23 protein-coding genes and 1 pseudogene are annotated in these 25,321 nt (G+C 63.5%); 14 read left to right on the top strand and 10 right to left on the bottom strand.

The genetic code is table 11. The features are described 5' to 3' along the window. Nucleotides 1-23 precede the first annotated feature (23 nt). The 3 genes from ubiB to G5V57_RS13895 are packed head-to-tail and all read right to left on the bottom strand — an operon-like array spanning nucleotide 24 to nucleotide 3,297. Nucleotides 24-1,586, bottom strand: a complete 1,563-nt coding sequence (gene ubiB, locus G5V57_RS13905) for a 2-polyprenylphenol 6-hydroxylase (protein WP_165168076.1) — start codon at nucleotides 1,584-1,586, stop codon at nucleotides 24-26. Further along, nucleotides 1,586-2,350, bottom strand: coding sequence for a bifunctional demethylmenaquinone methyltransferase/2-methoxy-6-polyprenyl-1,4-benzoquinol methylase UbiE (gene ubiE / locus G5V57_RS13900; RefSeq protein ID WP_165168075.1), 765 nt, complete (start codon nucleotides 2,348-2,350; stop codon nucleotides 1,586-1,588). The genes ubiB and ubiE overlap by 1 nt, the downstream gene beginning before the upstream one ends. A gap of 56 nt (nucleotides 2,351-2,406) precedes the next feature. Continuing rightward, nucleotides 2,407-3,297, bottom strand: coding sequence for a LysR family transcriptional regulator (locus G5V57_RS13895; RefSeq protein ID WP_165168074.1), 891 nt, complete (start codon nucleotides 3,295-3,297; stop codon nucleotides 2,407-2,409). A gap of 427 nt (nucleotides 3,298-3,724) precedes the next feature. On the opposite strand from G5V57_RS13895, the gene ampC reads away from it, so the two are divergent. From ampC to G5V57_RS13880, 3 genes are all read left to right on the top strand, one after another. Beyond that, complete coding sequence (ampC, locus tag G5V57_RS13890) at nucleotides 3,725-4,897, top strand: class C beta-lactamase (RefSeq protein ID WP_165168073.1); 1,173 nt, start codon at nucleotides 3,725-3,727, stop codon at nucleotides 4,895-4,897. Between the two features lie 132 nt (nucleotides 4,898-5,029). Beyond that, nucleotides 5,030-5,923, top strand: a complete 894-nt coding sequence (gene mutM, locus G5V57_RS13885) for a bifunctional DNA-formamidopyrimidine glycosylase/DNA-(apurinic or apyrimidinic site) lyase (protein WP_165168072.1) — start codon at nucleotides 5,030-5,032, stop codon at nucleotides 5,921-5,923. A 42-nt stretch (nucleotides 5,924-5,965) separates the two neighbouring features. Further along, nucleotides 5,966-6,739: an enoyl-CoA hydratase gene (locus tag G5V57_RS13880; protein ID WP_165168071.1), complete on the top strand. Its 774-nt coding sequence runs from the start codon at nucleotides 5,966-5,968 to the stop codon at nucleotides 6,737-6,739. On the opposite strand, the gene G5V57_RS13875 is transcribed toward G5V57_RS13880, so the two are convergent. The 3 genes and pseudogenes from G5V57_RS13875 to G5V57_RS35210 form a co-directional block, all read right to left on the bottom strand. Beyond that, the gene (locus G5V57_RS13875; RefSeq protein WP_165168070.1) at nucleotides 6,726-7,478 is read right to left on the bottom strand and encodes a sulfite exporter TauE/SafE family protein; all 753 of its coding nucleotides are present in this window, start codon (nucleotides 7,476-7,478) and stop codon (nucleotides 6,726-6,728) included. The genes G5V57_RS13880 and G5V57_RS13875 overlap by 14 nt on opposite strands. Before the next feature lie 18 nt (nucleotides 7,479-7,496). Beyond that, nucleotides 7,497-7,844: an Hsp70 family protein gene (locus G5V57_RS35215; protein ID WP_371744821.1), complete on the bottom strand. Its 348-nt coding sequence runs from the start codon at nucleotides 7,842-7,844 to the stop codon at nucleotides 7,497-7,499. A gap of 304 nt (nucleotides 7,845-8,148) precedes the next feature. Then, nucleotides 8,149-8,622: pseudogene (locus G5V57_RS35210) on the bottom strand (Hsp70 family protein); the annotation flags it as partial. Between the two features lie 405 nt (nucleotides 8,623-9,027). Between G5V57_RS35210 and G5V57_RS13865 the strand changes: the two are divergent. The 11 genes from G5V57_RS13865 to G5V57_RS13815 all read left to right on the top strand — a co-directional run bounded on the left by G5V57_RS13865 (nucleotide 9,028) and on the right by G5V57_RS13815 (nucleotide 22,162). Further along, nucleotides 9,028-9,738 carry a hypothetical protein gene (locus G5V57_RS13865; protein ID WP_165168069.1) on the top strand — a complete coding sequence of 237 codons (711 nt, stop codon included), beginning with the start codon at nucleotides 9,028-9,030 and terminating at the stop codon, nucleotides 9,736-9,738. A gap of 129 nt (nucleotides 9,739-9,867) precedes the next feature. Then, nucleotides 9,868-10,131: a 30S ribosomal protein S20 gene (gene rpsT, locus G5V57_RS13860; RefSeq protein ID WP_165168068.1), complete on the top strand. Its 264-nt coding sequence runs from the start codon at nucleotides 9,868-9,870 to the stop codon at nucleotides 10,129-10,131. Nucleotides 10,132-10,746: 615 nt separating this feature from the next. Continuing rightward, nucleotides 10,747-12,186 carry a chromosomal replication initiator protein DnaA gene (dnaA, locus tag G5V57_RS13855; protein WP_165168067.1) on the top strand — a complete coding sequence of 480 codons (1,440 nt, stop codon included), beginning with the start codon at nucleotides 10,747-10,749 and terminating at the stop codon, nucleotides 12,184-12,186. A 139-nt stretch (nucleotides 12,187-12,325) separates the two neighbouring features. Beyond that, a complete protein-coding gene (gene dnaN, locus G5V57_RS13850) occupies nucleotides 12,326-13,438 on the top strand; it encodes a DNA polymerase III subunit beta (RefSeq protein ID WP_165168066.1) in 1,113 nt (370 codons plus the stop codon). A 249-nt stretch (nucleotides 13,439-13,687) separates the two neighbouring features. Further along, complete coding sequence (gene recF / locus G5V57_RS13845; protein ID WP_165168065.1) at nucleotides 13,688-14,827, top strand: DNA replication/repair protein RecF; 1,140 nt, start codon at nucleotides 13,688-13,690, stop codon at nucleotides 14,825-14,827. After that, a complete protein-coding gene (gene gyrB / locus G5V57_RS13840) occupies nucleotides 14,827-17,253 on the top strand; it encodes a DNA topoisomerase (ATP-hydrolyzing) subunit B (RefSeq protein WP_165168064.1) in 2,427 nt (808 codons plus the stop codon). Before recF ends, gyrB begins: the two co-directional genes overlap by 1 nt. Nucleotides 17,254-17,660: 407 nt before the next feature. Further along, the gene (gene rpsA, locus G5V57_RS13835) at nucleotides 17,661-19,379 is read left to right on the top strand and encodes a 30S ribosomal protein S1 (RefSeq protein WP_165168063.1); all 1,719 of its coding nucleotides are present in this window, start codon (nucleotides 17,661-17,663) and stop codon (nucleotides 19,377-19,379) included. A 271-nt stretch (nucleotides 19,380-19,650) separates the two neighbouring features. After that, a complete protein-coding gene (gene sppA, locus G5V57_RS13830) occupies nucleotides 19,651-20,601 on the top strand; it encodes a signal peptide peptidase SppA (protein ID WP_165168062.1) in 951 nt (316 codons plus the stop codon). A 21-nt stretch (nucleotides 20,602-20,622) separates the two neighbouring features. Further along, nucleotides 20,623-20,910: an integration host factor subunit beta gene (ihfB, locus tag G5V57_RS13825; protein WP_165168061.1), complete on the top strand. Its 288-nt coding sequence runs from the start codon at nucleotides 20,623-20,625 to the stop codon at nucleotides 20,908-20,910. Next, nucleotides 20,907-21,245, top strand: coding sequence for a lipopolysaccharide assembly protein LapA domain-containing protein (locus G5V57_RS13820; protein ID WP_165168060.1), 339 nt, complete (start codon nucleotides 20,907-20,909; stop codon nucleotides 21,243-21,245). Before ihfB ends, G5V57_RS13820 begins: the two co-directional genes overlap by 4 nt. Next, nucleotides 21,242-22,162 carry an ornithine cyclodeaminase family protein gene (locus G5V57_RS13815; protein ID WP_165168059.1) on the top strand — a complete coding sequence of 307 codons (921 nt, stop codon included), beginning with the start codon at nucleotides 21,242-21,244 and terminating at the stop codon, nucleotides 22,160-22,162. The genes G5V57_RS13820 and G5V57_RS13815 overlap by 4 nt, the downstream gene beginning before the upstream one ends. Nucleotides 22,163-22,222: 60 nt before the next feature. On the opposite strand, the gene G5V57_RS13810 is transcribed toward G5V57_RS13815, so the two are convergent. From G5V57_RS13810 to G5V57_RS13795, 4 genes are read right to left on the bottom strand one after another with little or no spacing between them, the layout of a single operon-like run. Then, the gene (locus tag G5V57_RS13810) at nucleotides 22,223-22,906 is read right to left on the bottom strand and encodes a fumarylacetoacetate hydrolase family protein (RefSeq protein WP_165168058.1); all 684 of its coding nucleotides are present in this window, start codon (nucleotides 22,904-22,906) and stop codon (nucleotides 22,223-22,225) included. Between the two features lie 30 nt (nucleotides 22,907-22,936). After that, a complete protein-coding gene (locus G5V57_RS13805) occupies nucleotides 22,937-23,692 on the bottom strand; it encodes an ABC transporter permease (protein ID WP_165168057.1) in 756 nt (251 codons plus the stop codon). Nucleotides 23,693-23,702: 10 nt separating this feature from the next. Next, nucleotides 23,703-24,497 carry an ABC transporter ATP-binding protein gene (locus G5V57_RS13800; RefSeq protein WP_165168056.1) on the bottom strand — a complete coding sequence of 265 codons (795 nt, stop codon included), beginning with the start codon at nucleotides 24,495-24,497 and terminating at the stop codon, nucleotides 23,703-23,705. Then, nucleotides 24,494-25,306 (bottom strand): ABC transporter permease, encoded by an 813-nt coding sequence (locus G5V57_RS13795; RefSeq protein WP_165168055.1) that lies wholly within the window; start codon nucleotides 25,304-25,306, stop codon nucleotides 24,494-24,496. Before G5V57_RS13795 ends, G5V57_RS13800 begins: the two co-directional genes overlap by 4 nt. Between the last annotated feature and the right edge of the window lie 15 nt (nucleotides 25,307-25,321).

Below are 25,321 nucleotides of genomic sequence, written 5' to 3'. Positions count from 1 at the left end.
AATCGGGAAGCTGGACATCCATTTCAAAAGATCAGAGACAATGCGATGGCGATCAAGGCTACCGCCCCTGCGACCAGCGCATAGCGGCCCGCGCGCGAATGCCGGGCCTGGGCGGCGGCGAGCGCCTCGGTCGTCGTCCTGTCGAGCTTGATGCCGCCGGCACTGGCCATGTCGGCGAGCATGGTCGTGGCGGCCTGGGCCTGGCCCAGCATTTCGGGCAATGTGGTGAAGAGGCGCCCGAGCGAGGCGGCGCCTTCCGCGGCACCTTCGAGCTGGCCCAGGGGGCCGAGCTTCTTCTCGATCCATTCGCGCACGACCGGCTCCGACGAGCTCCACATATTGAAATTCGGATTGAGCATGCGCGCCACGCCCTCGACCACCACCATGGTCTTCTGCAGCAGCAGCAATTGCGGCTGCGTCGCCATATCGAACTGGCCGGTCACTTCGAACAGCTGGGTGAGCAGGCGCGCCATCGAGATCTCATGCGCGGGACGATCCATGATCGGCTCGCCGATGGCGCGCAACGCCTGCGCGAAGACAGCCGGATCCTGATGCTGAGGCACATAGCCCGCATCGAAATGCACTTTCGCCACACGCGCATAGTCACGCCTGATGAAACCATAGAGGATCTCGGCGAGGAACAGGCGCTCCTTGGCATTGAGCCTACCCATGATGCCGAAATCAACGGCGATGAGATTGCCCTGGGCATCGGCGAAGAGATTGCCCTGATGCATGTCGGCATGGAAGAAGCCGTCGCGAATGGCGTGCCTGAGGAAGCTCTGGATCACCGTGTCGGCGAGGCGGTCGAGGTCGAGCCCCTTGGCTTTGAGCGCCGCCAGGTCCGAGAGCGGCGTGCCGTCGATCCAGTCGGTGGTCAGCACCTGCTTGGCGGTGAAGGGCCATTCGACTTGCGGAACGCGGAAGTCCGGATCATCGGCGACATTGGCGGCCATCTCCCGCATGGCCGCGGCTTCCATGCGCAGATCCATCTCGAGCTTGACCGACTGCGCCAGCGTCTCGGTCGCATCGACGGGGCGCAAGCGGCGGGCCGGCGCGCTGACCTTCTCGATCAGACGCGCGGCGAAGAAGAAATCGGAGAGATCGCGGGCGAAGCGCTGCTCGATGCCGGGGCGCAGAATTTTCACCGCCACGTCGCGGCCCTCGCGCGTTCTGGCGCGATGCACTTGTGCGATCGAGGCAGCGGCGAGCGGCGGGCCGAATTCGGCGAAGAGCTCATCCGTATCGCGGCCGAGATTGGCTTTGATCACCTGGCGGGCCATGCCCAAATCGAAGGGCGGCAAGCGGTCCTGCAGCGAGCGCAATTCAGCGGCGCGCGCCGGGCCAACCATATCGGGCCTGGTCGCCAGGAACTGGCCGAGCTTCACATAGCTCGGCCCCAATTCGGCAAGAGCGGCGCTCAATTTGCCATTGCCGTGCGATTTGACGGCGATGAGCTGCCCCAGACGCAATCCGATGCGCGCCGGCAGCGGCAGGGCGTCCGCATCCTCGGGCGGCGGAAAGGCGTCATGGCGCGCCAGCACCCAGCCGGCGCGGGCGAGACGGAAGAGGTGGCCGAAAAATGCCATCAGATGCGCCAACCCCAGTGGATGGCGACGATGCTCCCTGAGAGCGAGCGATGGCCGACACGGCTGAAGCCCGCCTCACGGATCATCGTTTCGAATCTCTCCGGATCGGGGAAAGTGCGGATGCTTTCGACGAGATAGCGATAGGGAGCGCCATCGCCGGTCACCACCTTGCCGATGGCCGGAATGGCGGTGAAGGAATAGGCGTCATAGATGGCGTCGAGGCCCGGCACATCGACATGGGAGAATTCGAGGCACTGGAACTTGCCGCCCGGCTTCAGCACCCGATAGGCCTCTTTCAGCGCGCGGTCGATATGGGTGACATTGCGGATGCCGAAGGCGATCGTATAGGCATCGAAGCTCTTGTCCGGAAAAGCCAGCGCCTCGGCATTGCCGACGCTGAAGCGGCATCGGCCCTCGAGCCCATCCGCCGCGGCACGTTTTGCCCCTTCCGCCACCATCTCCGGCGAAATATCGGCAATGGTGATGCGCGTGCCTGTTCCCCCGGCCCGGGCGATGCGGAAGGCAATGTCGCCGGTACCGCCCGCCACGTCGATCACCTCGAAGCTCTGGCCGCCTCTGGGCGGCGACAGCAGCGTCACGAAGTCGTCCTTCCACAGCCGATGCATGCCCGCCGACATCAGATCGTTCATCTGGTCGTAGCGCTCGGCGACCTTGGAAAAGACCTCGTTCACGAGGCCCTGTTTTTCACCTTCCGCGACCTCGCGAAAGCCGAAAGGGGCGGTTTCCTTCTGGGGCTCTGTCATGGCGGCGGACCATAGAACAGGCTGGCCCCGAATGCCATGCCGGGCGACAATTTCGCTTAGCCGACCGTCCTTTGGGGCGAGCGTTCGATGTCGGTGAGGAGCCAGCGGCGAAAAGACTGCATAGCGGCGGTCTCGGTGCGCGTCTTGAGCCGCGTCAGCCAGTAGCCGCCGGTTTCGATGGTGATCGAAAAAGGCTGAACGATCCGCCCCGCCTCGATCTCCTGCTCGAACATGACGACCGGCACGAGCGCCACACCGACGCCGCGCGCCGCCGCCTCGACGAGCGTCAGGGAGGAGTCGAACATCCAGCCGCGCAGATTGGGGGCTGCGATGCCGGCGGCCCTGAACCAGAGCGGCCACTCATCGATCCGGTAGGAGCGCAGGAGCTCGACATGCGCGAGATCCTCCGGCCGGCGCAGGCGCTCGCGCAGCATCGGCGCGCAGACGGGAGACAAGGGCGCATCCATCAGATGATAGGCTTCCGTACCGTGCCAGGCGCCGTCGCCGAAGCGGATGAAGAAATCGAGCCCGTCGAGCAGGATGTCGGAGCGGTTGTTGTTGGTCTTCAGACGCAGATCGACATGCGGATAACGCTCCTTGAACGACGTCAAACGCGGCAGCAGCCAGCCGATCGCGAACGTGCCGACCATGCCGACGGTCAATATCTCGCGGAAATTACCTTCCTCGAACTGGCTCAGCGTGGCGCTCATGCGGCGGAAGACATCGCTCAGCACCGGCAGGAGCGCGTGGCCCTCATCGGTCAGAGCGAGGCCGCGCGGCAAGCGCTTGAACAGGCTTACCCCAAGTACGTCTTCAAGCGCCTTGACCTGATGGCTGACTGCCGTCTGGGTAACGCGAAGCTCGAGGCCGGCGCGCGTGAAGCTGCTATGCCGTGCGGACGCTTCGAAAGCGCGCAGCGCATTGAGCGGCAGCTGTGAAATTTCCATGATTCATCTAGTGTCCCGAATCCGAAGTTCGCCACAACCAACGGCACCTTCCGAGCGAACTTCGGATTCGGAAGGACACTAGAAAACCTAATGAATCTAGTGTGCTTTTGAACGCGAAGTTCCTGTCGGTGCGAGCCGCCCGATATCAGGAACTTCGCGTTCAGCACACTAGATCACGATCACTTCAGGTCGAATCGACCTGAAGTGATAAACGTGATCGGATTCTTCAATTTAGCGCGTGATCGGACGGAAAACCGGTACCCACTTTTCCTGATCACGCGCTAGGCCAGATTTTTCTCATGTCTGAGCGCAGAATTGATCATTTGTCCAGGGCTGGCATCCTCTTCATAGTCCGTCGCGAAGGGCGGACGAGATCCTGCGGCGGCTCGCGCACTTCCCTCCGATATCAATCGACATGGAAGACAGAATGACATTGTACTTGTCGCGCCGGCAGGCACTTGCCGGCAGCTTGCTTGCTATTCCGACACTTGCCGCCTTTGCCAGGCAAGGACGCGCCGGCGATGGCGGCGGCGATCTCGATCGCATCGTCGCCGAGGCGATCCGGCCGGTCATGAAAGAACACGATGTGCCGGGCATGGCAGTGGCGATCACCATCAAGGGCAAGCGCCGTTTCTATAATTTCGGCGTTGCGTCGAAAGCCAGCGGGCAGAAGGTCAGCGAGGACACGCTCTTCGAGATCGGCTCGATCAGCAAGACTTTCACCGCGACGCTCGGCGCCTATGCGCAGGCGAAGGGCGCCCTGTCGCTCTCCGACATGGCGAGCAACTATCTGCCGGCGCTCGCCGGCACGGTCTTCGACCAGATCAGCCTGCTCGATCTCGCCACCTACACCGCGGGCGGCCTGCCCTTGCAGTTTCCCGACGACGTCACCGATCACGACAAGCTGATCGCCTATTTCAGGAGCTGGCGTCCAGAATTTCCCGCCGGCAGCTACCGGCGCTATTCCAATCCGAGCATCGGCCTTTTCGGCCATCTCGCCGCCAGAAGCCTGAACGTGCCTTTTGATGTGGTGATGCAAGGCGATATCTTCCCCGCCCTGGGCCTCACGCGCAGCTACATCAAGGTTCCGCAGGACCAGATCGGCAATTACGCCTATGGCTATTCGAAGAGCGGCGAAGCGGTGCGGGTGACGCCCGGCGTCTTCGATTCCGAGGCTTATGGTGTAAAGACGACCGCGGCCGACATGCTCCGCTTCCTCGAAGCCAATATCGACAGCTCAGGGCTCGATGACACCTCTCGACGCGCGATTGCCGCGACCCATATTGGCTATTACAAAGTCGGCCCGATGACTCAAGGGTTGGGCTGGGAAAGCTATCCCTTCCCCGTCGGTCTCGAGCGGCTGCTCGACGGCAACTCCACCGATATGGCCCGCAAGGCCAATGCGGCGGAGAAACTCGACCCGCCGGTTCCGGCCAGCGACGATACGCTGATCAACAAGACGGGCTCGACCAGGGGGTTCGGCGCCTATGCCGCCTTCATTCCCACCAAAAGCATCGGCATCGCGCTTTTGGCGAACAAGGCCTATCCGATCCCGGCGCGCGTGACGGCGGCGCATCGAATACTGACGGCGCTGAAGTAACCTGACAGAGGCGCCCCCCGCCACGCGGCGATCTGGCGCGTGGCGGGCATCCCTGCTGACACTAATCGTCGCGAAAGGCTATTAGGAGGGATAAGCTTCATTCATCGCGTCAAACGGGTCTGACCAAGCGCCATGCCGGAACTTCCAGAAGTCGAAACCGTGATGCGCGGCCTCGAAACGGTGCTCACCGGACAGCGCATCACGCATGTCAGGCTCGCCCGCGACAATCTGCGCTTCCCCTTCCCGCCCGATTTCGGCAAGCGCATCGAGGGCCGCCTGGTACTGCGCCTGCAGCGGCGGGCCAAATACATCCTGGTTTTCCTGGAAGGCGGCGATGTGATGATCGTGCATCTCGGCATGTCCGGCCGCTTCACCATCATCGACGCGCGGGGCCGCATGACCGGGCTCGGCGAGTTCTATGACGAGACGGCCACGGCCGAGAGCGGCTCGGGCCCGCATGACCATGTCGTGTTCACGCGCAGCGACGGCCTGCGCATCGTCTATACCGACCCGCGCCGCTTCGGCGTCATGGATCTGGTGGCGGAGGAAGGTCTCGGCACCCACAGGCTGCTCGCCCAGATCGGCGTCGAGCCGCTCGGCAATGAATTCGGCGCCGCCACGCTGGCCCAAGGCTTCCGCGGCAAGAAGGCGCCACTCAAGGCGGCACTTCTCGACCAGACGCTCGTCGCCGGCCTCGGCAACATCTATGTCTGCGAAGCGCTGCACCGCGCCGGGCTGTCGCCCAAGCGGCGGGCCAGCAGCCTCGTCAAGAAGACCGGCTATGATTCCCGGCTCGAGGATCTCGCCCGCAATATCCGCGCCGTGCTCACCGAGGCGATCGCCGCCGGCGGCTCCACTTTACGTGACTTCGTCCATCCCCAGGGTGAGAAGGGCTCGTTCCAGCAGGTCTTCGCCGTTTATGACCGCGAAGGCGAGAAATGCCCGAAACGCGGCTGCGGTGGCACGATCAGGCGCATCGTGCAATCGGGCCGTTCCACCTTCTATTGTCCCAAGTGCCAGAAATAGCCTATCTCTCGCCCGCGAAACCGGATCAGCGAGAGACCAGCCATGACCTATGAGAATATCCTTGTCGAAACCCATGACGGTGCGGGCCTCATCCGGCTCAACCGGCCGCAGGCGCTCAATGCGCTGAATGCGGCGCTCATTGCCGAGCTCGGCCAGGCGCTCAGCGCCTTCGACCAGGATCCGAAGATCGGCGCCATCGTCATCACCGGCAGCGAGAAGGCCTTCGCCGCCGGCGCCGATATCAAGGAAATGGCGTCCAAGTCCTATATGGAAGCCTATCTCGGCGACTTCCTCGCCTCCTGGGACAAGGTGGCGACCCAGCGCAAGCCGGTAATCGCCGCAGTGGCGGGCTTTGCGCTGGGCGGCGGCTGCGAGCTCGCCTTGATGTGCGACTTCATCATTGCCGCCGAGACGGCCAAATTCGGCCAGCCGGAAATCCAGCTCGGCGTCATGCCGGGCGCCGGCGGCACCCAGCGTCTCACCCGCTATATCGGCAAGTCGAAGGCGATGGACATGGTTCTTACCGCGCGTTTGATGGATGCGGCGGAGGCCGAGCGCTGCGGCCTCGTCTCGCGCGTGGTGGCGGTCGACAAGCTGGTCGAGGAAGCGCTCTCAGCGGCGAAGAAGATCGCCTCCTTCTCGCAGCCCATCGCCATGATGGCGAAGGAATCGGTCAATCGCGCCTTCGAGACGACACTCGCCGAAGGTGTGCGCTTCGAGCGCCGGCTGTTCCACGCGATGTTCGCCAGCGAAGACCAGAAGGAAGGCATGGCGGCCTTCGTCGAGAAGCGCAAGCCGGCGTTCAAGAACCGATAACAGCCTGCACGATCAGGAGCGCGCCGCCCAGGATCACCACGGCATCCAGGATACTGGTGTGCGCCTTGAGCGTCAGGCGGTTGGCCAGGCGCCTGGCGATGAAGGCGCCGGGCATGGCGGCGACGCCGATCACCGCCGCCATGATCCAGGAGGACAGCGGCAGCATGCCGGTCGACTGGAAGACCAGTGTCTTGACGGCGCCGATGACGATCGAGATGCCGGCATCGGTGGCAATCACCGCCGGGCCCTGGAGGCCCGCCGCCAGCAGGATCGACAGGAGCACGACGCCCGAGCCGGTGGTGCCGCCGACGAGGAGCCCATAGGCAGCCCCCGCCGCGGCGACGCCCTTGTTCGGCAGATGGCCGCGTAAGCGGATGAGGACGCGGCGCACCGGCACCAGAAGGATCAGCACGATGCCGATCAGCATGGCGACATGGGGGCCCGACAAAAGCGTGTAGAGATAGGCGCCGACGAGGCAGAAGGGCACAGCGCAGAGCGTGATCAGAAAGGCGCGCGGTGCATCGAAAGACTTCCGGAAGGCGAGAAGCCGGCTCGAATTGGTCATCAGCGCCGCGACCGCGATGACCGGCACCACCGCCTGCGGCCCGATGATCGGCACCAATACCGGCGGCAGCAGCAGGCCGGTGCCATAGCCGGTGACCCCGCCAATAATGGCGGCGATGAAAGCGGCCAGCGCCACCAGGGCGTATTGCGGCAGGCTCACATCGCCGTCGAGCATCAGGCTTCCCCTCCTAAGCTAATTCCTCATCGCCCAATCCTCGGGCCGCTCGGCGCGCCCGATCAGCGCCAGACCATAGGTGATCGATTCGAACTGGTCGCCGGTCATCAGCTTGTCTTCGCCGAAGCGCTCGCCGAAGACCTTCCATATCGCCGGGATGAAGGACGTGCCGCCGGTCAGAAAGACCTTGTCGATCTGGCACTCGGTGAGCCCGGCCTTGGCGAGCGCCTCGTCCACCGTCTCGGCGATGCGCGCGACATCCTCCGCGATCCAGTCCTCGAAATCGGCCCGCGTGATCGTCTCCTCTATGTCGATGCCGTCGCGCTGGAAGCGGAAACCGGCCTCGCTCGCCGATGACAAAGCCACCCTTTGCGGCCGAGACCGCGCGATAGAGCGCGAAGCCCAGATCGTTCTCGATGATGTCGATGAGCTTCTGAAGCGCTGACGGATCGACGGCGGAGCGCTCGAGCTCGATGAGCTCCTTCAGGTCGCCATTGGACTTCATCATGGCCAGCTGGTTCCAGCGCGCGAAATTGGCGTAATAGCCGTTCGGAATGGCGAGCCGCTTGCCGAAGGAGCGATAGTCCGAGCCCTTGCCGAGCCGGGGCGAGACGACATTATCGATGATGCGGTAGTCGAACGTGTCGCCGGCGATCCCGATGCCGCTGTGGCCGAGGGGCTTCGCCTCGATGCGGCCCTGCCGGCGCTCGAAGCGCATCACCGAGAAGTCGCTGGTGCCGCCGCCGAAATCGGCGACCAGGATGGTCGTATCGTCGCGCACCTGGCGGGCATAAAAGAAGGCGGCGCCCACCGGCTCATAGACATAATGTCCCTGCTCGACGCCCAGCCGGCCGAATGAGGCGCGATAGCGCTTCATCGCAAGCCCGTCATCAGGATTGCCGCCGGCGAAGCGCACGGGGCGGCCGATCACGATGTTCCTCGAGTCCAGGGCAAGTGCACGGTCGGCATGGCGCAAGAGGCTGCGCAGAAATGCGCTGAGCAGGTCCTCGAAGCGGAAATTCTGCCGGAAGATGCGCGTCTGCGCGAAGGACGAGCTGGCGGCGAAGGTCTTGAAGGATTGGATGAAGCGGTGGGCGGAGGAACCTTCGAGGAACTGCTCGACAGCCCAGGGCCCGCCTTCCATGCGCAAGTGCGTGCCCGCGCCGTCATGCTCCTCCCAGAAACACAGCGCCGAATTATAGGTGCGGTGGACGACGCCGTTCTGGGTGAAGCGCAAGGCTTCCGCCTCGCCATCGGGGCCCGCCAGAGCGATCACCGTATTGGTCGTGCCGAAATCGATGCCGATCGAAATATCGTCAGGTGTGCTGTTCATGGCCGCTCGGGGAATGGGGGCGCTTCCATAGAGCAAATCCCGCCAAAGTTGAAGACTTTGGCGAGAAGGATTTGCTCAAAATTACTTGGCGCGAATCCTCGTCGGCGAAGTCAGTCGACTTCGCCGGGATGCGCGCCGGCCACGCCAGGCCGGGAGGGCAATGCCTCAGATGCAGGATGGCGGGAAATATGCTAGAAACGCGAGAGGAGAGTGCGCATGCTTCTCTTTCGGTCATGGCGAATAGACGTGCGTTGCGCGGCCCTGCTGCTGGCGGCAGGCCTCGCCGCCGCGCCCGGCCTCGCCAATCCGCAGCCATTGCCCGTCGAAGCGCCCTGGACATCGAGCGATTATGTGCGCGCCATCTTCGCGGTCCAGAACGGCGTGATCACCTTGCCCCGGCGCGGCAACCCCAAGACGGAGGCTCTCTTCGACCGCCTCATCGACCGCGCCAATATCGACCGGCTGATGGCGGAAGAGGCCAGCCCTACGGCGAAGCGCCAGCAGATTCTGCTCATCCTGTCGGCGACCGGCGAATTCCGTAGCCGTTATGGTTATGCGGTGGCGCTGGGCGACGATGTCCAGAACGAGCTGATCGACATCCAGATCTTCCGGCTTGCCCTCATCGACCGGCTCGCCACGCTCGACATGCCGGACCAGACGACCTGGCAGCGCTTAACGAGCGCCATCGCCACCACCCTCCACGGCACCTTGGATACGCTGGCCGAGGCCCCCATCTTCACCGGCGACCAGCTCAACGCTCTGGCCGCGGCGCTCGCCCGGCATTACCCGATGATCCGGACCAGACTCAGCGCCGAAGAGAACACCGCGATTGCGCGCCGCCTGGAAAGGATGGCCGTCAGCGAGAGCGATCCCGGCCTCAAATCGGCGCTCCTGGCCGCTCTCGAGGCCTCTCGACACGACAATTGACGGGCCGACCCCATGCGACTATAAGCCCGCAATCCGATTAGGGGATAGGCAGCCGCATGCGCTTTTCGGCGCCGGCGGCATTTTGCATTGAACCGAAATCGACCGATTTCAACTTTAGGAAGTGATTTCATGGCGAACACAAGTTCGGCGAAAAAGGCGACACGCGTTGCGGCTCGCCGTGCCGTCATCAACAAGAACCGCACCACCCGCGTGCGCAGCACCGTACGCAAAGTGGAAGAGGCGATCGCCTCCGGCAACAAGGGCGCTGCGGAAGCCGCTTTGAAGGCTGCTCAGCCCGAGCTGATGCGCGGCGCGCAGAAAGGTATTCTGCACAAGAACGCGGCCTCCCGTAAGGTGTCCCGTCTCGCCAAGCGCGTGAAGGCAATCAAGTAACAGCCTGATATTTAGCCGGTTTTCCGGCCATCCACAGACGGCGCGCCGGGAAACCCCGGACGCGCCGTTTTTCTTGTTCAGGCCACTGACGGTTTGGCGCAAAAATTACCGTCACATTTCAATAACTTAGAAGAGTGCGGCGAAAGAGTTAGGCGAAGGCCGATGAATCCGCGCGCGCCCAATAATGGGAATCGAGTTTTTGTGGCGGTAGTGATCTTTCTGCACCTGTACCGGACGGACGATTGATTCAGGCATGCGAGTCAACGACTTGTCGACCCACCTCCTGACGTGCAGGACAAGCCGGGCACCACCTAAAGAAAAATCCGTACACGGAAAAGCGGCCAAGTTCTGTTGTCACGGCTTGGGCCTTGTGAGTATGGTCATTGGGCGCTGCCGAAGAGCTGCGGCACGAAGTGATGGGTAAGGCAGTCAGTAAGCAGTCAAGGTCACGACAGGGGCACAGAAGTGACCGGAATTTCTAATTCAGGTTCACCTTAGGTTCAGCCGAACCGGAAAGGAGTTGAACTTGCGGATCAGTCGATCCGCAAGATGGTAGTTGCGTGCCGAAAGCGCGGCCAATCGCTGTGAGTACAAGAAAATAGGGGTTTAGGTGTGATGACAGATGCGGCGGGGATCGAACTCAAGCAGAGCTGGAGCAGAATTGCGCAAAGGCTCAAGGCTGAACTGGGCGATGATCTCTACACAAGCTGGTTTGCGCGGATGGAGCCCGAGGAGTGTGTCGATGGACGCCTCGCTGTTTCAGTCCCCACCCGTTTCCTCAGAAACTGGATCGAGACGCATTACGCCCAGAAACTTCTGAAGGCGAGCGAGGCCGAGCTCGGCCATCTCGACAATGTCCATGTGAAAGTGCGCACGCGCGGCGTGCCGCAACGCCCGCAAGACGTCGCCGAACGGCGCATCCTGCGCGAGGATTTTCAGCAGCCCCTGATCCGCGCCGCAACACCGCAGCCGGCACAGGCAACGGCGCAACAGCCGTCGACCGAACGCGGCTCGCCGCTCGATCCCCAGCAGACCTTCAACAGCTTCATCACCGGCGGTTCCAACCGTCTAGCGCATGCGGCCGCCCAGCGTATCTCGGAATCGCAGCCGGGCATGCCGGTTAGTTTCAACCCGCTCTTCATTCACTCGGCGGCAGGCCTCGGCAAGACGCATCTTTTGAATTCGATCGCCTGGCGGGTGCGCGAGCGCCACCCCGAGCGCAAGGTGCTGTTCATTACCGCCGAGCGCTTCATGTATCATTTCATCGGCGCTCTCAGATCGCGCGACACGATCGGCTTCAAGGATTTCTTCCAGTCGATCGACGTGTTGCTGATCGACGATTTTCAGTTCCTGCAGGGCAAGTCGATGACGCAGGAATTCTACCACACCTTCAATTCGCTGGTGGACGCCAAACGGCAGATCGTCATTGCCGCCGATGCGCCGCCCGCACAGCTCGATGCCATCGATCAGCGCATGCGCTCCAGGCTCATGGGCGGCCTCGTCGTCGATATCGAGCTGCCGGAACTCGATCTCCGGCGCGAGATCCTGGCGCGCCGCCTCGCCGAAGTGGCCAAGCGCGATCCGCAGATCCGCGTCGATCCCGATGTCGTCGAATTCATCTCCAACAAGGTCCAGGGCGGCGGGCGTGAGCTCGAAGGGGCTCTCAACCGCGTCATCGCGCATCAGCAATTCTCGCATGCGCCGCTGTCGATCGACCTCGCCGCCATGGTGCTGCGCGACATGTCGGCCAATCCCGACCAGTGCCGCGTGCGCATCGACGACATCCTCAAGGTGGTTGGGCGTCACTACAATGTGGCGCGCGCCGACCTCCTGTCGCCGCGCCGGGCCCGCTCCGTGGTGGTACCGCGCCAGATCGGCATGTACCTGGCCAAGAAGCTCACGCCGCGGTCGCTCCCCGAGATCGGCCGGCGGTTCGGCGGCCGCGACCATTCGACCGTGCTGCATGCCGTGCGCAAGATCGAGGAGCTCATGAAGAGCGACGACCGGCTGGCTCGGGAAGTCGCCCTCCTGATCAGGCTCATCGAACAGCAGTAGCTCCGGGCCGGCCCGCGGCAGCGGATCCCGCGCTTTTGGCTGCGCCAATACTTGGATCGGTGCCGATCGCAAGTCTTGCGCGCCGCCATCAAAGGCGCCAATGTATCCGGCCCAATTGAGCTTACAGGATTGCGATACTATGCGTGTGACTATCGAAAGATCGGCCTTTCTCAAGGCGCTCAACCATGTGCAGAGCGTGGTCGAGAGGCGCAATACCATTCCAATCCTGTCCAATGTGCTGGTCCAGGCCAAGGGCGATGCCGTGAAGCTCACCGCCACCGACCTCGACATCGAGATCATCGAGACGGTTCAGGCCGAGGTGGCCCAGGATGGCGCCGTCACGGTCGCCGCCCATATGCTCTATGACATCGTGCGCAAGCTCCCCGACGGGGCCCAGCTCGAGCTCGACCAGGGGCCCGATACGGGTCGTGTCGCCATCAAGGCGGGGCGCTCGCGCTTCGCCCTGCAGGCGCTGCCGCCCGAGGATTTCCCCGATCTCAATGCCGGCGAGCTCGCCAACCGCTTCACTTTGTCGGCGGCCGACCTCAAGGGTCTGGTGGAGAAGACCCGCTTCGCCATCTCGACCGAAGAGACCCGCTATTATCTGAACGGCATCTATCTGCATGAGGTGGCGGCCAACCAGACCTTGCGCGCCGTCGCCACCGACGGCCATCGTCTGGCCCGGGCGCAGGTGCCCTTGCCGGACGGCGCCACGGGCATGCCCGGCATCATCGTGCCGCGCAAGACGGTGCTCGAGCTCGTCAAGCTGATCGATAGCGACGAAGGCGAGGTCGAGGTCGCCCTCTCCGCCTCCAAGATCCGCTTCACCTTCAACGGCCTGACGCTGACCTCCAAACTGATCGACGGCACCTTCCCCGATTATGAGCGGGTTATCCCGCGCAATAATGACAAGACGCTCGATGTCGATACCAAGCTGTTCTCGAGCGCTGTCGACCGGGTCTCGACCATCTCCTTCGAGAAGGGTCGCGCCGTGAAGCTCAATGTCGGCGACGGGCGGGTGATCCTCACCGTCAACAATCCGGATTCGGGCTCGGCGGAAGAAGAGATCGCCGCGACCTATGATGCCGAGCCCATCGATATCGGCTTCAATTCGCGCTATCTCCTCGACATCGCGGCGCAGATCAAGAGCGACACCGCGCGCTTCCAGCTCGCCGATGCGGGATCCCCCACCATCGTGCTCGATCCTTCCGACGAACAGGCGCTCTATGTCCTGATGCCGATGCGGGTGTGAGGACGGGAAACCGCAAGACGCCCTATCATTCCCCCTTCTTCCGCTTGCGGGAGAAGGTGCCCGAAGGGCGGATGAGGGTGTCTTTGGACGATTTGGCGACCTTTCAGATTATCCCGATTTCTCCATCAAGCAGGGACCGCTTGATCTCGAATCTGACGACAGGATTGCGCGACGTGGAGGCACACCCTCACCCGGCCTTCGGCCACCCTCTCCCGCAAGCGGGAGAGGGGGGAACAACGGGCGGTGTGAATGTCTTCGGCTGCCTACATCGTCACGCGGCTCACCCTCACCGATTTCCGCAATTACGACGCGCTGCGGCTCGATCCGGGGCCGGGCCTCGTGGCGCTCACCGGCCCCAATGGCGCCGGCAAGACCAATCTCGTCGAAGCCATTTCCCTGCTGACGGTCGGACGCGGCCTGCGCGGGGCCCTGTTCGAGGATCTGGCCCGCCAAGGCGCGCCGCGCGGCTGGGCGATAGCCGCCGACATCGCCTCGCCGCCGGGCGAGGTCAGGCTCGGCACGCAATGGATACCGGAAGGCGAGGCAGCGAGCCAGTCCCGCCAGGTGGTGGTCGACGGCGTGCCGCAACGGAGCCCCGGCATTCTCGCCCATCATATGCGGGTGATCTGGCTCACCCCGGCGATGGACCGCCTGTTCGCCGGTCCTGCTTCCGACCGGCGCCGCTTCCTCGACCGGCTCGTCGCCGCCAACGACCCCGAACATGCCTCGCGCGTCCTCGTCTTCGAGAAGCTGATGCGCGAGCGCAATCTCCTGCTCGAGGAGCCGCGCCCCGATGCCTTGTGGCTTTCGGGCCTCGAAGCGCAGATGGCGGAAGCCGCCGCGGCCATTGCCGCGGCCCGTCTCCATGCCGTCGGCGCCTTGCAAAATCATATAAAATTCCTACTTAAGGGGAGTGCTTTTCCTGCCAGCATCCTGGGTCTGCAAGGCGATCTCGAAGATCGCCTCGCGACCATGCCGGCCGTGCAGGCGGAGGACGAATATCGTAGACTCCTCCTCGAATCGCGAGGGCCGGACAAGGCGGCGGGACGCACGCTCAACGGACCGCATAGGAGTGACTTCTTGGTGACGCATGAACCCAAGGCCATGGCCGCGGCTTTGTGCTCTACTGGTGAGCAGAAGGCGCTGCTTATCGGGCTGATCCTGGCGCAGGCGTCATCGGTGAAGGCGGAAAGCGGGGCAGCGCCCGTCCTCCTTCTTGATGAAGTCGCGGCGCATCTGGACGGTCTCAGACGTGCCGGACTGTTCGAGACGCTCCGTCAACTGGGAGCCCAGAGCTTCATGACGGGCACCGACCGTGCACTGTTCGACGGGCTTGGCAAGACGGGCGATTTCCTCCATGTGGAGGCTGGAAAAGTGACGAGGCATTAATGGCTGATCCGATCAAGAAACAGGCCGAGGATTACGGCGCCGACTCGATCAAGGTCCTGAAGGGCCTCGATGCGGTGCGCAAGCGCCCGGGCATGTATATCGGCGACACCGACGACGGATCGGGCCTCCATCATATGATCTATGAGGTGGTCGACAACGCTGTCGACGAGGCGCTCGCCGGCCATTGCGACCGGGTGATCGTCGCTCTCAACGCCGATGGATCATGCACCGTCGCCGACAATGGCCGCGGCATCCCCACCGACATCCATCCGAGCGAAGGCGTGTCGGCGGCCGAGGTCATCATGACCCAGCTCCATGCCGGCGGCAAATTCGACCAGAATTCCTACAAGGTGTCGGGCGGCCTGCATGGCGTCGGCGTGTCCGTCGTCAACGCACTGTCGATCTCGCTCAAGCTGCGCGTCTGGCGCGGCGGCAAAGAGCATGCGATGAGCTTCACCAACGGCGAGGCCGATGCGCCGCTCGCGGTGGTGCGCGACAGCCATGACAAGCGCGGCACGGAAGTGACCTTCCTGCCCTCACCCGAGATCTTCACCAAGACCGAATTCGACTACGGGACGATCGAGCATCGCCTGCGCGAGCTCGCCTTCCTTAATTCCGGCGTGCGCATCGTGCTCACCGACAGGCGCGGCGTCGAACCCAAGGAAGTCGAGCTCTATTACGAGGGTGGCATTCAGGCCTTCGTGCGCTATCTCGACCGCACCAAGCAGGCGCTGGTCGACGAGCCGATCATGATGAGAGGCGAGAAGGACGGCATCCTCGTCGAATGCGCCCTGTGGTGGAACGACAGCTATCATGAGAACGTGCTGTGCTTCACCAACAACATCCCGCAGCGCGACGGCGGCACCCATCTCGCCGGTTTCCGCGGCGCGTTGACCCGCGTCATCAACGGCTATGCCACGTCGAGCGGCATCGCCAAGAAGGAGAAGGTGGCACTCACCGGCGATGATGCGCGCGAGGGCCTCACCTGCGTGCTCTCGGTCAAGGTGCCGGATCCCAAATTCTCGTCCCAGACCAAGGATAAGCTCGTCTCATCCGAGGTCCGCCCGGTGGTCGAAAGCCTGATCGGCGAGGAGCTCGCCGCCTGGTTCGAGGAGCATCCGCAGGACGCCAAGCAGATCGTCGGCAAGGTGGTGGAAGCCGCGGCCGCGCGCGAAGCGGCGCGTAAGGCGCGCGAATTGACAAGGCGCAAGGGCGCGCTCGATATTTCCTCGCTGCCCGGCAAGCTCGCCGACTGCCAGGAGCGCGATCCGGCCAAATCCGAACTGTTCATCGTCGAGGGCGACTCGGCCGGCGGCTCCGCCAAGCAGGCCCGCAACCGCGAGAACCAGGCGGTGCTGCCGCTGCGCGGCAAGATCCTCAATGTCGAGCGCGTGCGCTTCGAGAAGATGCTGTCCTCGGCCGAGATCGGCACCCTCATCACAGCGCTGGGCACCGGCATCGGGCGCGAGGAATTCAATCCCGACAAGCTCAGATACCACAAGATCATCATCATGACGGACGCCGATGTCGACGGCGCCCATATCCGCACCTTGCTGCTCACCTTCTTCTACCGGCAGATGCAGGAGATCATCGAGCGCGGCCATCTCTACATCGCCCAGCCGCCGCTTTACAAAGTGAAGCGCGGCTCGTCCGAGCAGTATCTGAAGGACGGCAAGGCGCTCGAGAACTATCTCATCGAGACCGGCCTCGAAGGCTCGAGCCTGGTTCTGGCGTCGGGCGCGGAGCGCGCCGGCCACGATCTGCGCCAGATCGTCGATGAGGCGCTCTCCGTGCGCGCTGCCCTCGATGCGCTGCATTCGCGCTATTCGCGCGCCGTCATCGAGCAGGCGGCGATCGCCGGCGTCCTCAATCCGGAAGTGCTTTCCAACACCGAGAACGCGCTCGCCGCGGCGAGCTATATCGCCAAAAGGCTCGATGCGATCGCCGAGGAGACCGAGCGCGGCTGGACCGGCGTTCACGCCGCCGACGGCAGCCTGGTGTTCGCCCGCGAAGTGAGGGGCGTGAAGGAAAGCTGGACCATCGATGCCAGGCTCATCGGCTCGGCCGATGCCATCCGCCTCGACAAGAAGGCGGCGCATCTCCAGGAAATCTACGCCAAGCCGGCCAAACTGCGTCGCAAGGATTCCGAGAAGGTCATCCACGGCCCGATCGATCTCCTGGAAGCGGTATTCGCCGCCGGGCGCAAGGGCATCACCCTGCAGCGCTACAAGGGCCTGGGCGAGATGAACCCCGAGCAGCTCTGGGAAACGACGCTCGACGCCAATGTGCGCTCACTCTTGCGCGTCAAGGTCAGCGAGCTCGACGAGGCCGACGACCTCTTCACCAAGCTGATGGGCGATGTGGTCGAGCCCCGGCGCGATTTCATCCGCGAAAACGCCCTGTCGGTGGCCAATCTGGACGTGTGATTTCCATGATCTGGTAACCCCGGCGAAAGCCGGTGGCCATTAAATTCCTATCACGCGGGCAACGCCGCCCAGACTGGTATCATTCAATTGGTCCCGGCTTTCGTCGGGATGACGCGGGGTAGCGGCTGCGCAGAAGACTTGCCGCAAGCCCCTGCTTTCGCTATAGGACCCGCATTCCAGGCCGCCCGCGCGTACGGGCGCGTTCACGGGGCGCCTTCGGTTGAACTGGAACCGGGTGCGCCCTCAACTGTTTCCGGACCATACTCGAGCTCAAAGCCTGGTTGGCCCTGTGTGCCGGAAATGACGTGGTTTGCCCGCCTGGCACCTATTTTGGTGACGGCGCCTTGCGGGAGGTCCTGCGGATATAGCCGTGGGCCAGCCTCGATTACTCAGGAAACCGAAAACACATGGCAAAAGCTGCCGAATCTCTCAATCCGACCCGCGCCGACTTCGAAGCCCTGCTCGCCGAATCCTTCGGCACCCAGACCTCCGCGGAAGGCTCCGTCGTTAAGGGCCGCGTGGTCGCCGTCGAGAACGACTTCGCGATCATCGATGTCGGCCTCAAGACCGAAGGCCGCATCGCGCTCAAGGAATTCTCGCAGCCCGGCAAGGACGGGACCCTCAAGGTCGGCGATGAGGTCGAAGTCTATCTCGAGCGCATCGAGAACGCGCTCGGCGAAGCCGTCCTGTCGCGCGACAAGGCCCGCCGCGAAGAAGCCTGGACCCGGCTCGAACAGTCCTCGGCCAATAACGAGCGCGTCGACGGCGTGATCTTCGGCCGCGTCAAGGGCGGCTTCACCGTCGATCTCGGCGGTGCGGTGGCCTTCCTTCCCGGCAGCCAGGTCGATATCCGTCCGATCCGCGATGTGGGCGCGCTGATGAATGTCACGCAGCCCTTCCAGATCCTGAAGATGGACCGTCGCCGCGGCAATATCGTCGTCTCGCGTCGCGCCATCATGGAAGAGACCCGCGCCGAGCAGCGTTCGGAGCTGGTGCAGAACCTCACCGAAGGCCAGGTGGTCGACGGCGTGGTCAAGAACATCACCGACTACGGCGCGTTCGTCGATCTGGGCGGCATTGACGGCCTGCTCCACGTCACCGACATCGCCTGGAAGCGCGTCAACCATCCCTCCGACGTCCTGTCGGTCGGCCAGACGGTGAAGGTGCAGATCATCCGCATCAATCCGGAGACGCAGCGCATCTCGCTCGGCATGAAGCAGCTCGACAAGGATCCGTGGGAGGGCGTCGCCGCCAAGTACCCGATCGGCGCCAAGGTCAAGGGCCGCGTCACCAACATCACCGATTACGGCGCGTTCGTCGAGTTGGAAGACGGCATCGAAGGCCTCGTGCACGTCTCGGAGATGAGCTGGACCAAGAAGAACGTCCATCCCGGCAAGATCCTCTCCACCTCGGAAGAGATCCAGGTGCAGGTGCTGGAAGTCGATCCGGCCAAGCGGCGCATCTCGCTCGGCCTCAAGCAGGTCCAGCAGAATCCGTGGGAGAGCTTCTCCGACAAGCATCCGGCCGGCTCGACCGTCGAAGGCGAGATCAAGAACATCACCGAATTCGGCCTCTTCGTCGGTCTCGACGGCGATGTCGACGGCATGGTGCATCTCTCCGATCTCGACTGGAAGCGCTCCGGCGAAGACGCGATCAAGGAGTACAAGAAGGGCGATCACGTGCGCGCCCAGGTTCTCGACGTCGATATCGAGAAGGAGCGCATCTCGCTCGGCATCAAGCAGGTCTCGGGCGATCCGCTCGAAACCCTGGGCGGCATCAAGAAGGGCGACACGGTCACCTGCGAAGTCACCGCCGTCGAGGAAAACGGTCTGCATGTGAAGATCACCGGTTCCGAGATCACCGCCTATATCAAGCGCGCCGATCTGGCCCGCGACCGTTCCGAGCAGCGCCCCGAGCGCTTCGCGGTCGGCGAGAAGGTCGACGCCAAGGTCACCCAGATCGACACCAAGAGCCGTCGCATCTCCGTCTCCATCAAGGCGCTTGAAATCGCCGATGAAAAGGCGGCGGTGGCGCAGTATGGCTCCTCCGACTCGGGCGCTTCCCTCGGCGACATCCTCGGCGCCGCGCTCAACAAGGCGAAGAAGGATGCCGAGTCGAAGGACTGACGATAACCGGGCCGGGCGACAACGCCCGGCCCCACTTTCCTGTAGTGTCGGGTCATCCGAGTGCCGGCCCCTAATTCTCGGCCCGATGCCTTAATTCTCGCATCGAATTGTCCGATAACCGGCATCCACTACGGACCGATGCCTCAACCTTCGCATCGGTTTGTCCGAAAACCGGTTTCCACTTTTCGGACCGATGCCTCTAATATTCGCATCGGTTTGTCCGAAAGCCGGTCTCCATATTTCGGACCGATGCTTGTAAAGGGCCCCTGCCATGGCGACCGAAGCTGAACTCATCATCGACCGCCGGCGGCTGAAGCGCCGCCTCACCTTCTGGCGCGTGGCGTCCGTGCTCCTCTTCATCGGCGCCCTGCTGGCGCTCGCCGCCGCCGCGGGCGGCTTCGATATCGAAAAGCGCAAGGATCATATCGCGCGGGTCTGGGTCACCGGCCTCATCACCGGCGACCAGCCCACCCTCGACCTTCTCGACGAGATCGCCAAGGCCGACCATGTGAAGGGCCTGATCCTGCGTATCGACAGCCCCGGCGGCACCACCGCGGGCTCTGAAGCCATTTACGAGTCGGTCCGCAAGATCGCCAAGGACAAGCCGGTGGCCGCGGTCATGGACACGGTCGCGGCCTCGGGCGGCTATATCACCGCCATCGCCGCCGACCATATCGTCGCGCGCGGCAACACCATCACCGGTTCCATCGGCGTGATCTTCCAATGGGCGGAAGTCTCGAAGCTGCTCGAGACGATCGGTGTCCAGATGCAGGAAATCAAGTCGGGCGATCTCAAGGCCGAGCCCTCGCCCTTCAAGCCGCTTTCCGAGAAAGCCCGCGAGGTCTCCAATCTGATGGTGCAGGACAGCTTCACCTGGTTCACCGGCCTCGTCGCCGAGCGCCGCAAGCTGCCCCTCGACAAGGTCAAGATCCTCTCCGACGGCCGCGTCTATACCGGCCGCCAGGCGGTGGCCGAAAAGCTCATCGACGAGCTGGGCGGCGAGGAAAAGGCGGTCGACTGGATCAAGAAGGAAAAGAAGCTCCCCGACGGCATAGAGGTAAAGGATTGGGCGGTGCCGGCCGAGGACAAGGGGCTGTTCGGCCTGGGCCTCAAGATCACCTCAGGGGCCCTCAAGGCGCTGGGGCTGCCGGACCTTGCCGAACAGGCGCAATTACAGAAACTTGACGGTCTCGTTTCGGTTTGGCACCCTTCTCTGCAATAAAGGGGGCGAGAGGGGAGTAACATGATCAAATCCGAACTGATCCAGAAGATCGCCGAAAAGAACCCGCATCTCTATCACCGGGATGTGGAGCGCATCATCAATACGATCTTCGACCAGATCATCAATGCCATGAAAGGCGGCGACCGGGTGGAGCTGCGCGGTTTCGGCGCCTTTTCGGTCAAATCGCGACAAGGCCGGCAGGGCCGCAATCCGCGCACCGGCGAGCCGGTGACGGTCGAGCCGAAGCACGTGCCCTTCTTCAAGACCGGCAAGGAATTGCGCGAGCAGCTCAACCGAACCGAGCCGTGACTTTCCGCCGGGCCATCAACTGGGCGATCGGACTGCCGATCGTCATCATCGTCATCGCCTTCTGCGTGGCCAATCGGCAATGGATCGAAGTCTCCTTCGATCCCTTCTCGCGGGCTGCGCCCCTGGCCACGATGTTCATGCCGCTCTGGGCGCTGTTCTTCGCCGGCATTTTCTTCGGCTTGATCGCCGGATGGATCGCCTGCTGGTTCGCGCAAGCCAAATGGCGTCGCGCCGCGCGTCAGGCGCGCATAGACCTCCAGCGTGCCCAGGACGAAGCGCAACGCTTCAAGCGCGAACACCCGGAACTTCTCAACGCCCCGCCTCCCGCTCCATGAAAATCATCTCCGCCGACCAACTCGCCGAAGCCGCCTCCTATCGCGATATCGTCGAAGCCCTGCGCCAGGGCTTCCGCGAGGATATCGCGACTCCGACGCGCCATCATCATGACACCTCGCCGGTCGCCACGCTGCTTCTCATGCCGGCCTGGTCGCAAGCTTTCACCGGCATCAAAACGGTGGTCGTCAAGACCGACAACCCGGCGCTCGGACTTCCCACCGTCACGGGCAGCTATCTCCTGATCGACAACCGCACCGGCGCTCCGGTCGCCATGATGGACGGCACCGAACTAACGCGGCGGCGCACCGCCTGTGCCGGGGCGCTCGCGGCCGATTATCTCGCCCGCCAGGACGCGGAGACCCTGTTGATGGTCGGCACCGGCGCGCTCGCCCCGCATTTCGTGCGCGCCCATGCCGCGGTGCGCCCGATCAAGACCGTTCTGCTTTATAACCGCACCCCCGCCAAGGCGGAGGCGCTCGCCGGCGATCTCGCCCGCGACGGCTTCGCCATCGAGATCGTCCGCGATCTCGAACAGGCGACGGGCAAGGCCGACATCATCTCCTGCGCCACCACCTCGACCCAACCGATCCTGCGCGGCCAGTGGCTCAAGCCCGGCACCCATATCGACCTCGCCGGCGCCTTCAAGCCGACCATGCGTGAGACCGACGGCGAGACGATCGCCAAAGCGCGCGTCTATGTCGACACGCGCGAAGGCGCCGAGGCTGAGGCGGGCGACCTCCTGCAGGCTGAGGCCGAAGGCAAATTCCGCATGGAAAATATCCAGGGCGATCTCTTCGGCCTCTGTCGCGGCAAGACCGGCGGCCGGCGCAACCGCGAGGAGATCACGCTCTTCAAATCCTGCGGCACCGCGCTGGAAGACCTCGCCGCCGCGGCACTGATCTATTCGCGGAGCTGAGCCCCATCACCTTCATTCCCCTTCTCCCGCTTGCGGGAGAAGGGAAAAGAGGTAAGGCAATCACACGACGCTGACCGCCAGATCGCCGATGCCGTCGATATGGCCGAGCAGCTTGTCGCCACGCTTGACCGGTCCGACGCCGGAGGGAGTTCCGGAGAAGATGACGTCGCCCGGCTGCAACACGAACAGGCCAGACAGGTAGCTGATCATTTCCGGCACCTTCCAGATCATCTGGTTGAGATCGCCGGTCTGCCGGCGCTCGCCATTGACATCGAGCCAGATCGCGCCGGCCGCGGGGTGGCCGATCTCGGCCGCCGGCACCAGCGCCGAGGCGGGAGCGGAGGATTCGAAGGCCTTGCCCACTTCCCAAGGCCTGCCGGCATCCTTCGCCTTGCCCTGCAGATCGCGGCGCGTCATGTCGAGCCCGACGCCATAGCCATAGACGCAGTCGAGCGCGGCGCTGAGCGGAATGTCCTTGCCGCCCGCCTTCAGCGCCACCACCAGCTCGATCTCATGATGCACGTCGTTCGAGGCGGGGGGATAGGGGAACGTCCCGTCCAGAACCAGATTGTCCGGATTCTTCTGGAAGAAGAAAGGCGCGTCGCGATTGGGATCGCCGCCCATCTCGATCGCATGCGCGGCATAGTTGCGCCCGACGCAATAGATGCGGTGCACCGGAAATGCCGCCTTCGACCCCTTGATCTTGAGGCTGGCCTGCTGCGGCTGGGCGATGACGAAGTCCATTGAAATCTGCTCCTTGTTGGACCGATGGTTTCAGTTGCGCGATGAGGCGAAATAGTCGACGCGCCGCTCGAGCCACGCCAGCACCTCGTTGATGGTGAAGGCGAAGGCGAAGAGTACGAAGAGCAGTGCCCAGAAGTGCTCCATCAGGAAGCGCGACGAATAGAGCTCGAACAGTCTGCCGAAGCCGACGATCGACACCAGCATCTGCCCGATCACGACGCCTTTCACGGCGCGGATGAGGCCTAATCTCACGCCCGACAGGATTTCCGGCAGTCCCGCCCAGACAAAAATCTTGGTGAAGGCCTGCCAGCGCGTGGCGCCGAAGCTCCAGGCCATTTCGACGAGCGAGGGCGTGATGTTGCGCACCCCGGCGCGGGCGTCGAGCACGATGATCCAGATGGCGAAGAGCACGACGGTGAGAATGATCGTGGTTTGTCCGGCGCCGAAGATCACCATGATGACCGGCACGAGCGCCGACAGCGGTGCCGAGAGAAACAGATTGACCCAGGGCAGCAGGATACGGTCGGCGATCTGCGACCGGCCCATCAGCACGCCCAACGGTATGCCGATGAGAATGGCGATGAGATTGCCGATGATGAAGGCCTTGCCGGTGATCCACAGCGCCTCGCCGAAGAACGGGGTCGGCACGATCTCCACGATGCGCGCGAAGATGTTCGACAAAGGCGGGATGACGAAACTGGCACCCGTGCGGCCGACGATCTCCCAGAGCAGCGCCCAGATGAGGAGCGACGTTGCCATGGGGAGGCGGAACTTGCCGATGGTCATGTCCGCCTCCTCAATCGAGATAGCGCTTGAGGCTTTGCCAGATCGACTCCACCGTATCGAGATAGGCGGAATCGCGGCGGATCTGGTCGGGATCGCCGCCGCGTCCGATCTCGGGTTCGATGATGGCGGACACCTGGCTCGGGCGCCGCGACAGAATCACGATGCGGTCCGAGACATAAACCGCCTCCTCGATCGAATGGGTCACGAACAGGAAGGTCTTGCGTTCGCGCGCGATGAGCTCGAGCAGATCCTCCTGGAACTTGCGCCGCGTCTGCTCGTCGACCGCCGAGAAGGGCTCGTCCATGAGAAGCACCTTGGCGTTGACGGCAAGCGCGCGGGCAAGGCCGACGCGCTGGCGCATGCCGCCCGACAGTTCATGCGGGAAGGCGCGCTCGAAACCTTTGAGACCCACGCTCGCGATGTATTTCTCCGCCACCGCCTCGCGTTCGCCGAGGCTGACACCTTTGAGCTCGAGCCCGAAGGCGACATTGCGCATCACGGTGGCCCAGGGCATCAGGGCAAAATCCTGGAAGACGAAAGCGCGTTCGGGCCCGGGACCCGTCACCGGCCGGCCATCGACCACCACCTCGCCGGAGGTCGCCGGAATGAGGCCGGCGATGATCTTGAGCAGCGTGGTCTTGCCGCAGCCGGAGGGCCCGAGCAGCGAGGTGAGCTGGCCTTCGGGGAAATCGACCGAGATGGCGTTGAGCGCTTCGACCCCGCCCGGATAGACCTTTGAAACGCCCCTCACCTCGACGATGGGCCGTGGCGCGATAGCGGTTTTGCGGGCGACGGTGGCGCTCATGATTGGGCTCGCTTTTCGGGGCGGAAGAGAGTGGTCTCGACGATCTCGAGCAAGGAGATGAACAGCACCGACAGAGCGATGATGGCGAAGATCGCGGCATACATCTTCTCATATTCGGCGACCGACTGGTTGTAGGTGATGATGTCGCCGATGCCGGTCGGCGTGATGAGGAGCTCAGCGAGCACCACGCCGATGAAGCCCGCGGCACAGCCGAGCCGGAGGCCGGCGAAAATCATCAGGCTCGCCGCCGGCAGGATGATCTTGAGAACCATCTGGCGCCGCGAGGCGAGGAAGGCATGTCCCATGTCGATGAGGCTCTCCGGCGTATGGCGCACGGCGTTGAGCGAATTGAGCACGATGACCGGCATCGCCATGATGCAGACGGTCAGAACTTTGGCGGTCAGGCCGATGCCATAGGCGAAGGTGAGAATGGGGATGAGCGCTGCGAGCGGTGCCGATTGCGCGATGACGAAGACCGGCGAGCAGAGCCATTCGGCCAGGCGGTTGAGGCCCATCAGCACGCCGAGGCCGACGCCGACGAGGACCGATGCGATGAGGCCGATGGCCAGAGGCTCCAGGGTGATGAGCAAAGCCTTGGCGAGCGAGCCGTCGGCGATGAGCCCGGCGAGCGCTGCCATCGTGTCTGAGAAGGGCGGAAAGGCGGGGCTGATCGGCCAGCGCCCGGCGATCTCCCAGGCGCCGAAGACGATCATCGCCGAGAGGAGCCACAATGTCGCCGGATGGCCGAGGAGATCTCGCCAGCGGGGCTCCTGTCGGGCGGCGAGTTTTGTCGCGGCGATAAAGGTCATGACGGTCCGTGCATC

Origin of the sequence: Nordella sp. HKS 07, from assembly GCF_011046735.1 — a bacterium.
Classification (GTDB): Bacteria; Pseudomonadota; Alphaproteobacteria; order Rhizobiales; family Aestuariivirgaceae; genus Taklimakanibacter.
This window is presented reverse-complemented; position numbering and strand designations above follow the sequence as displayed.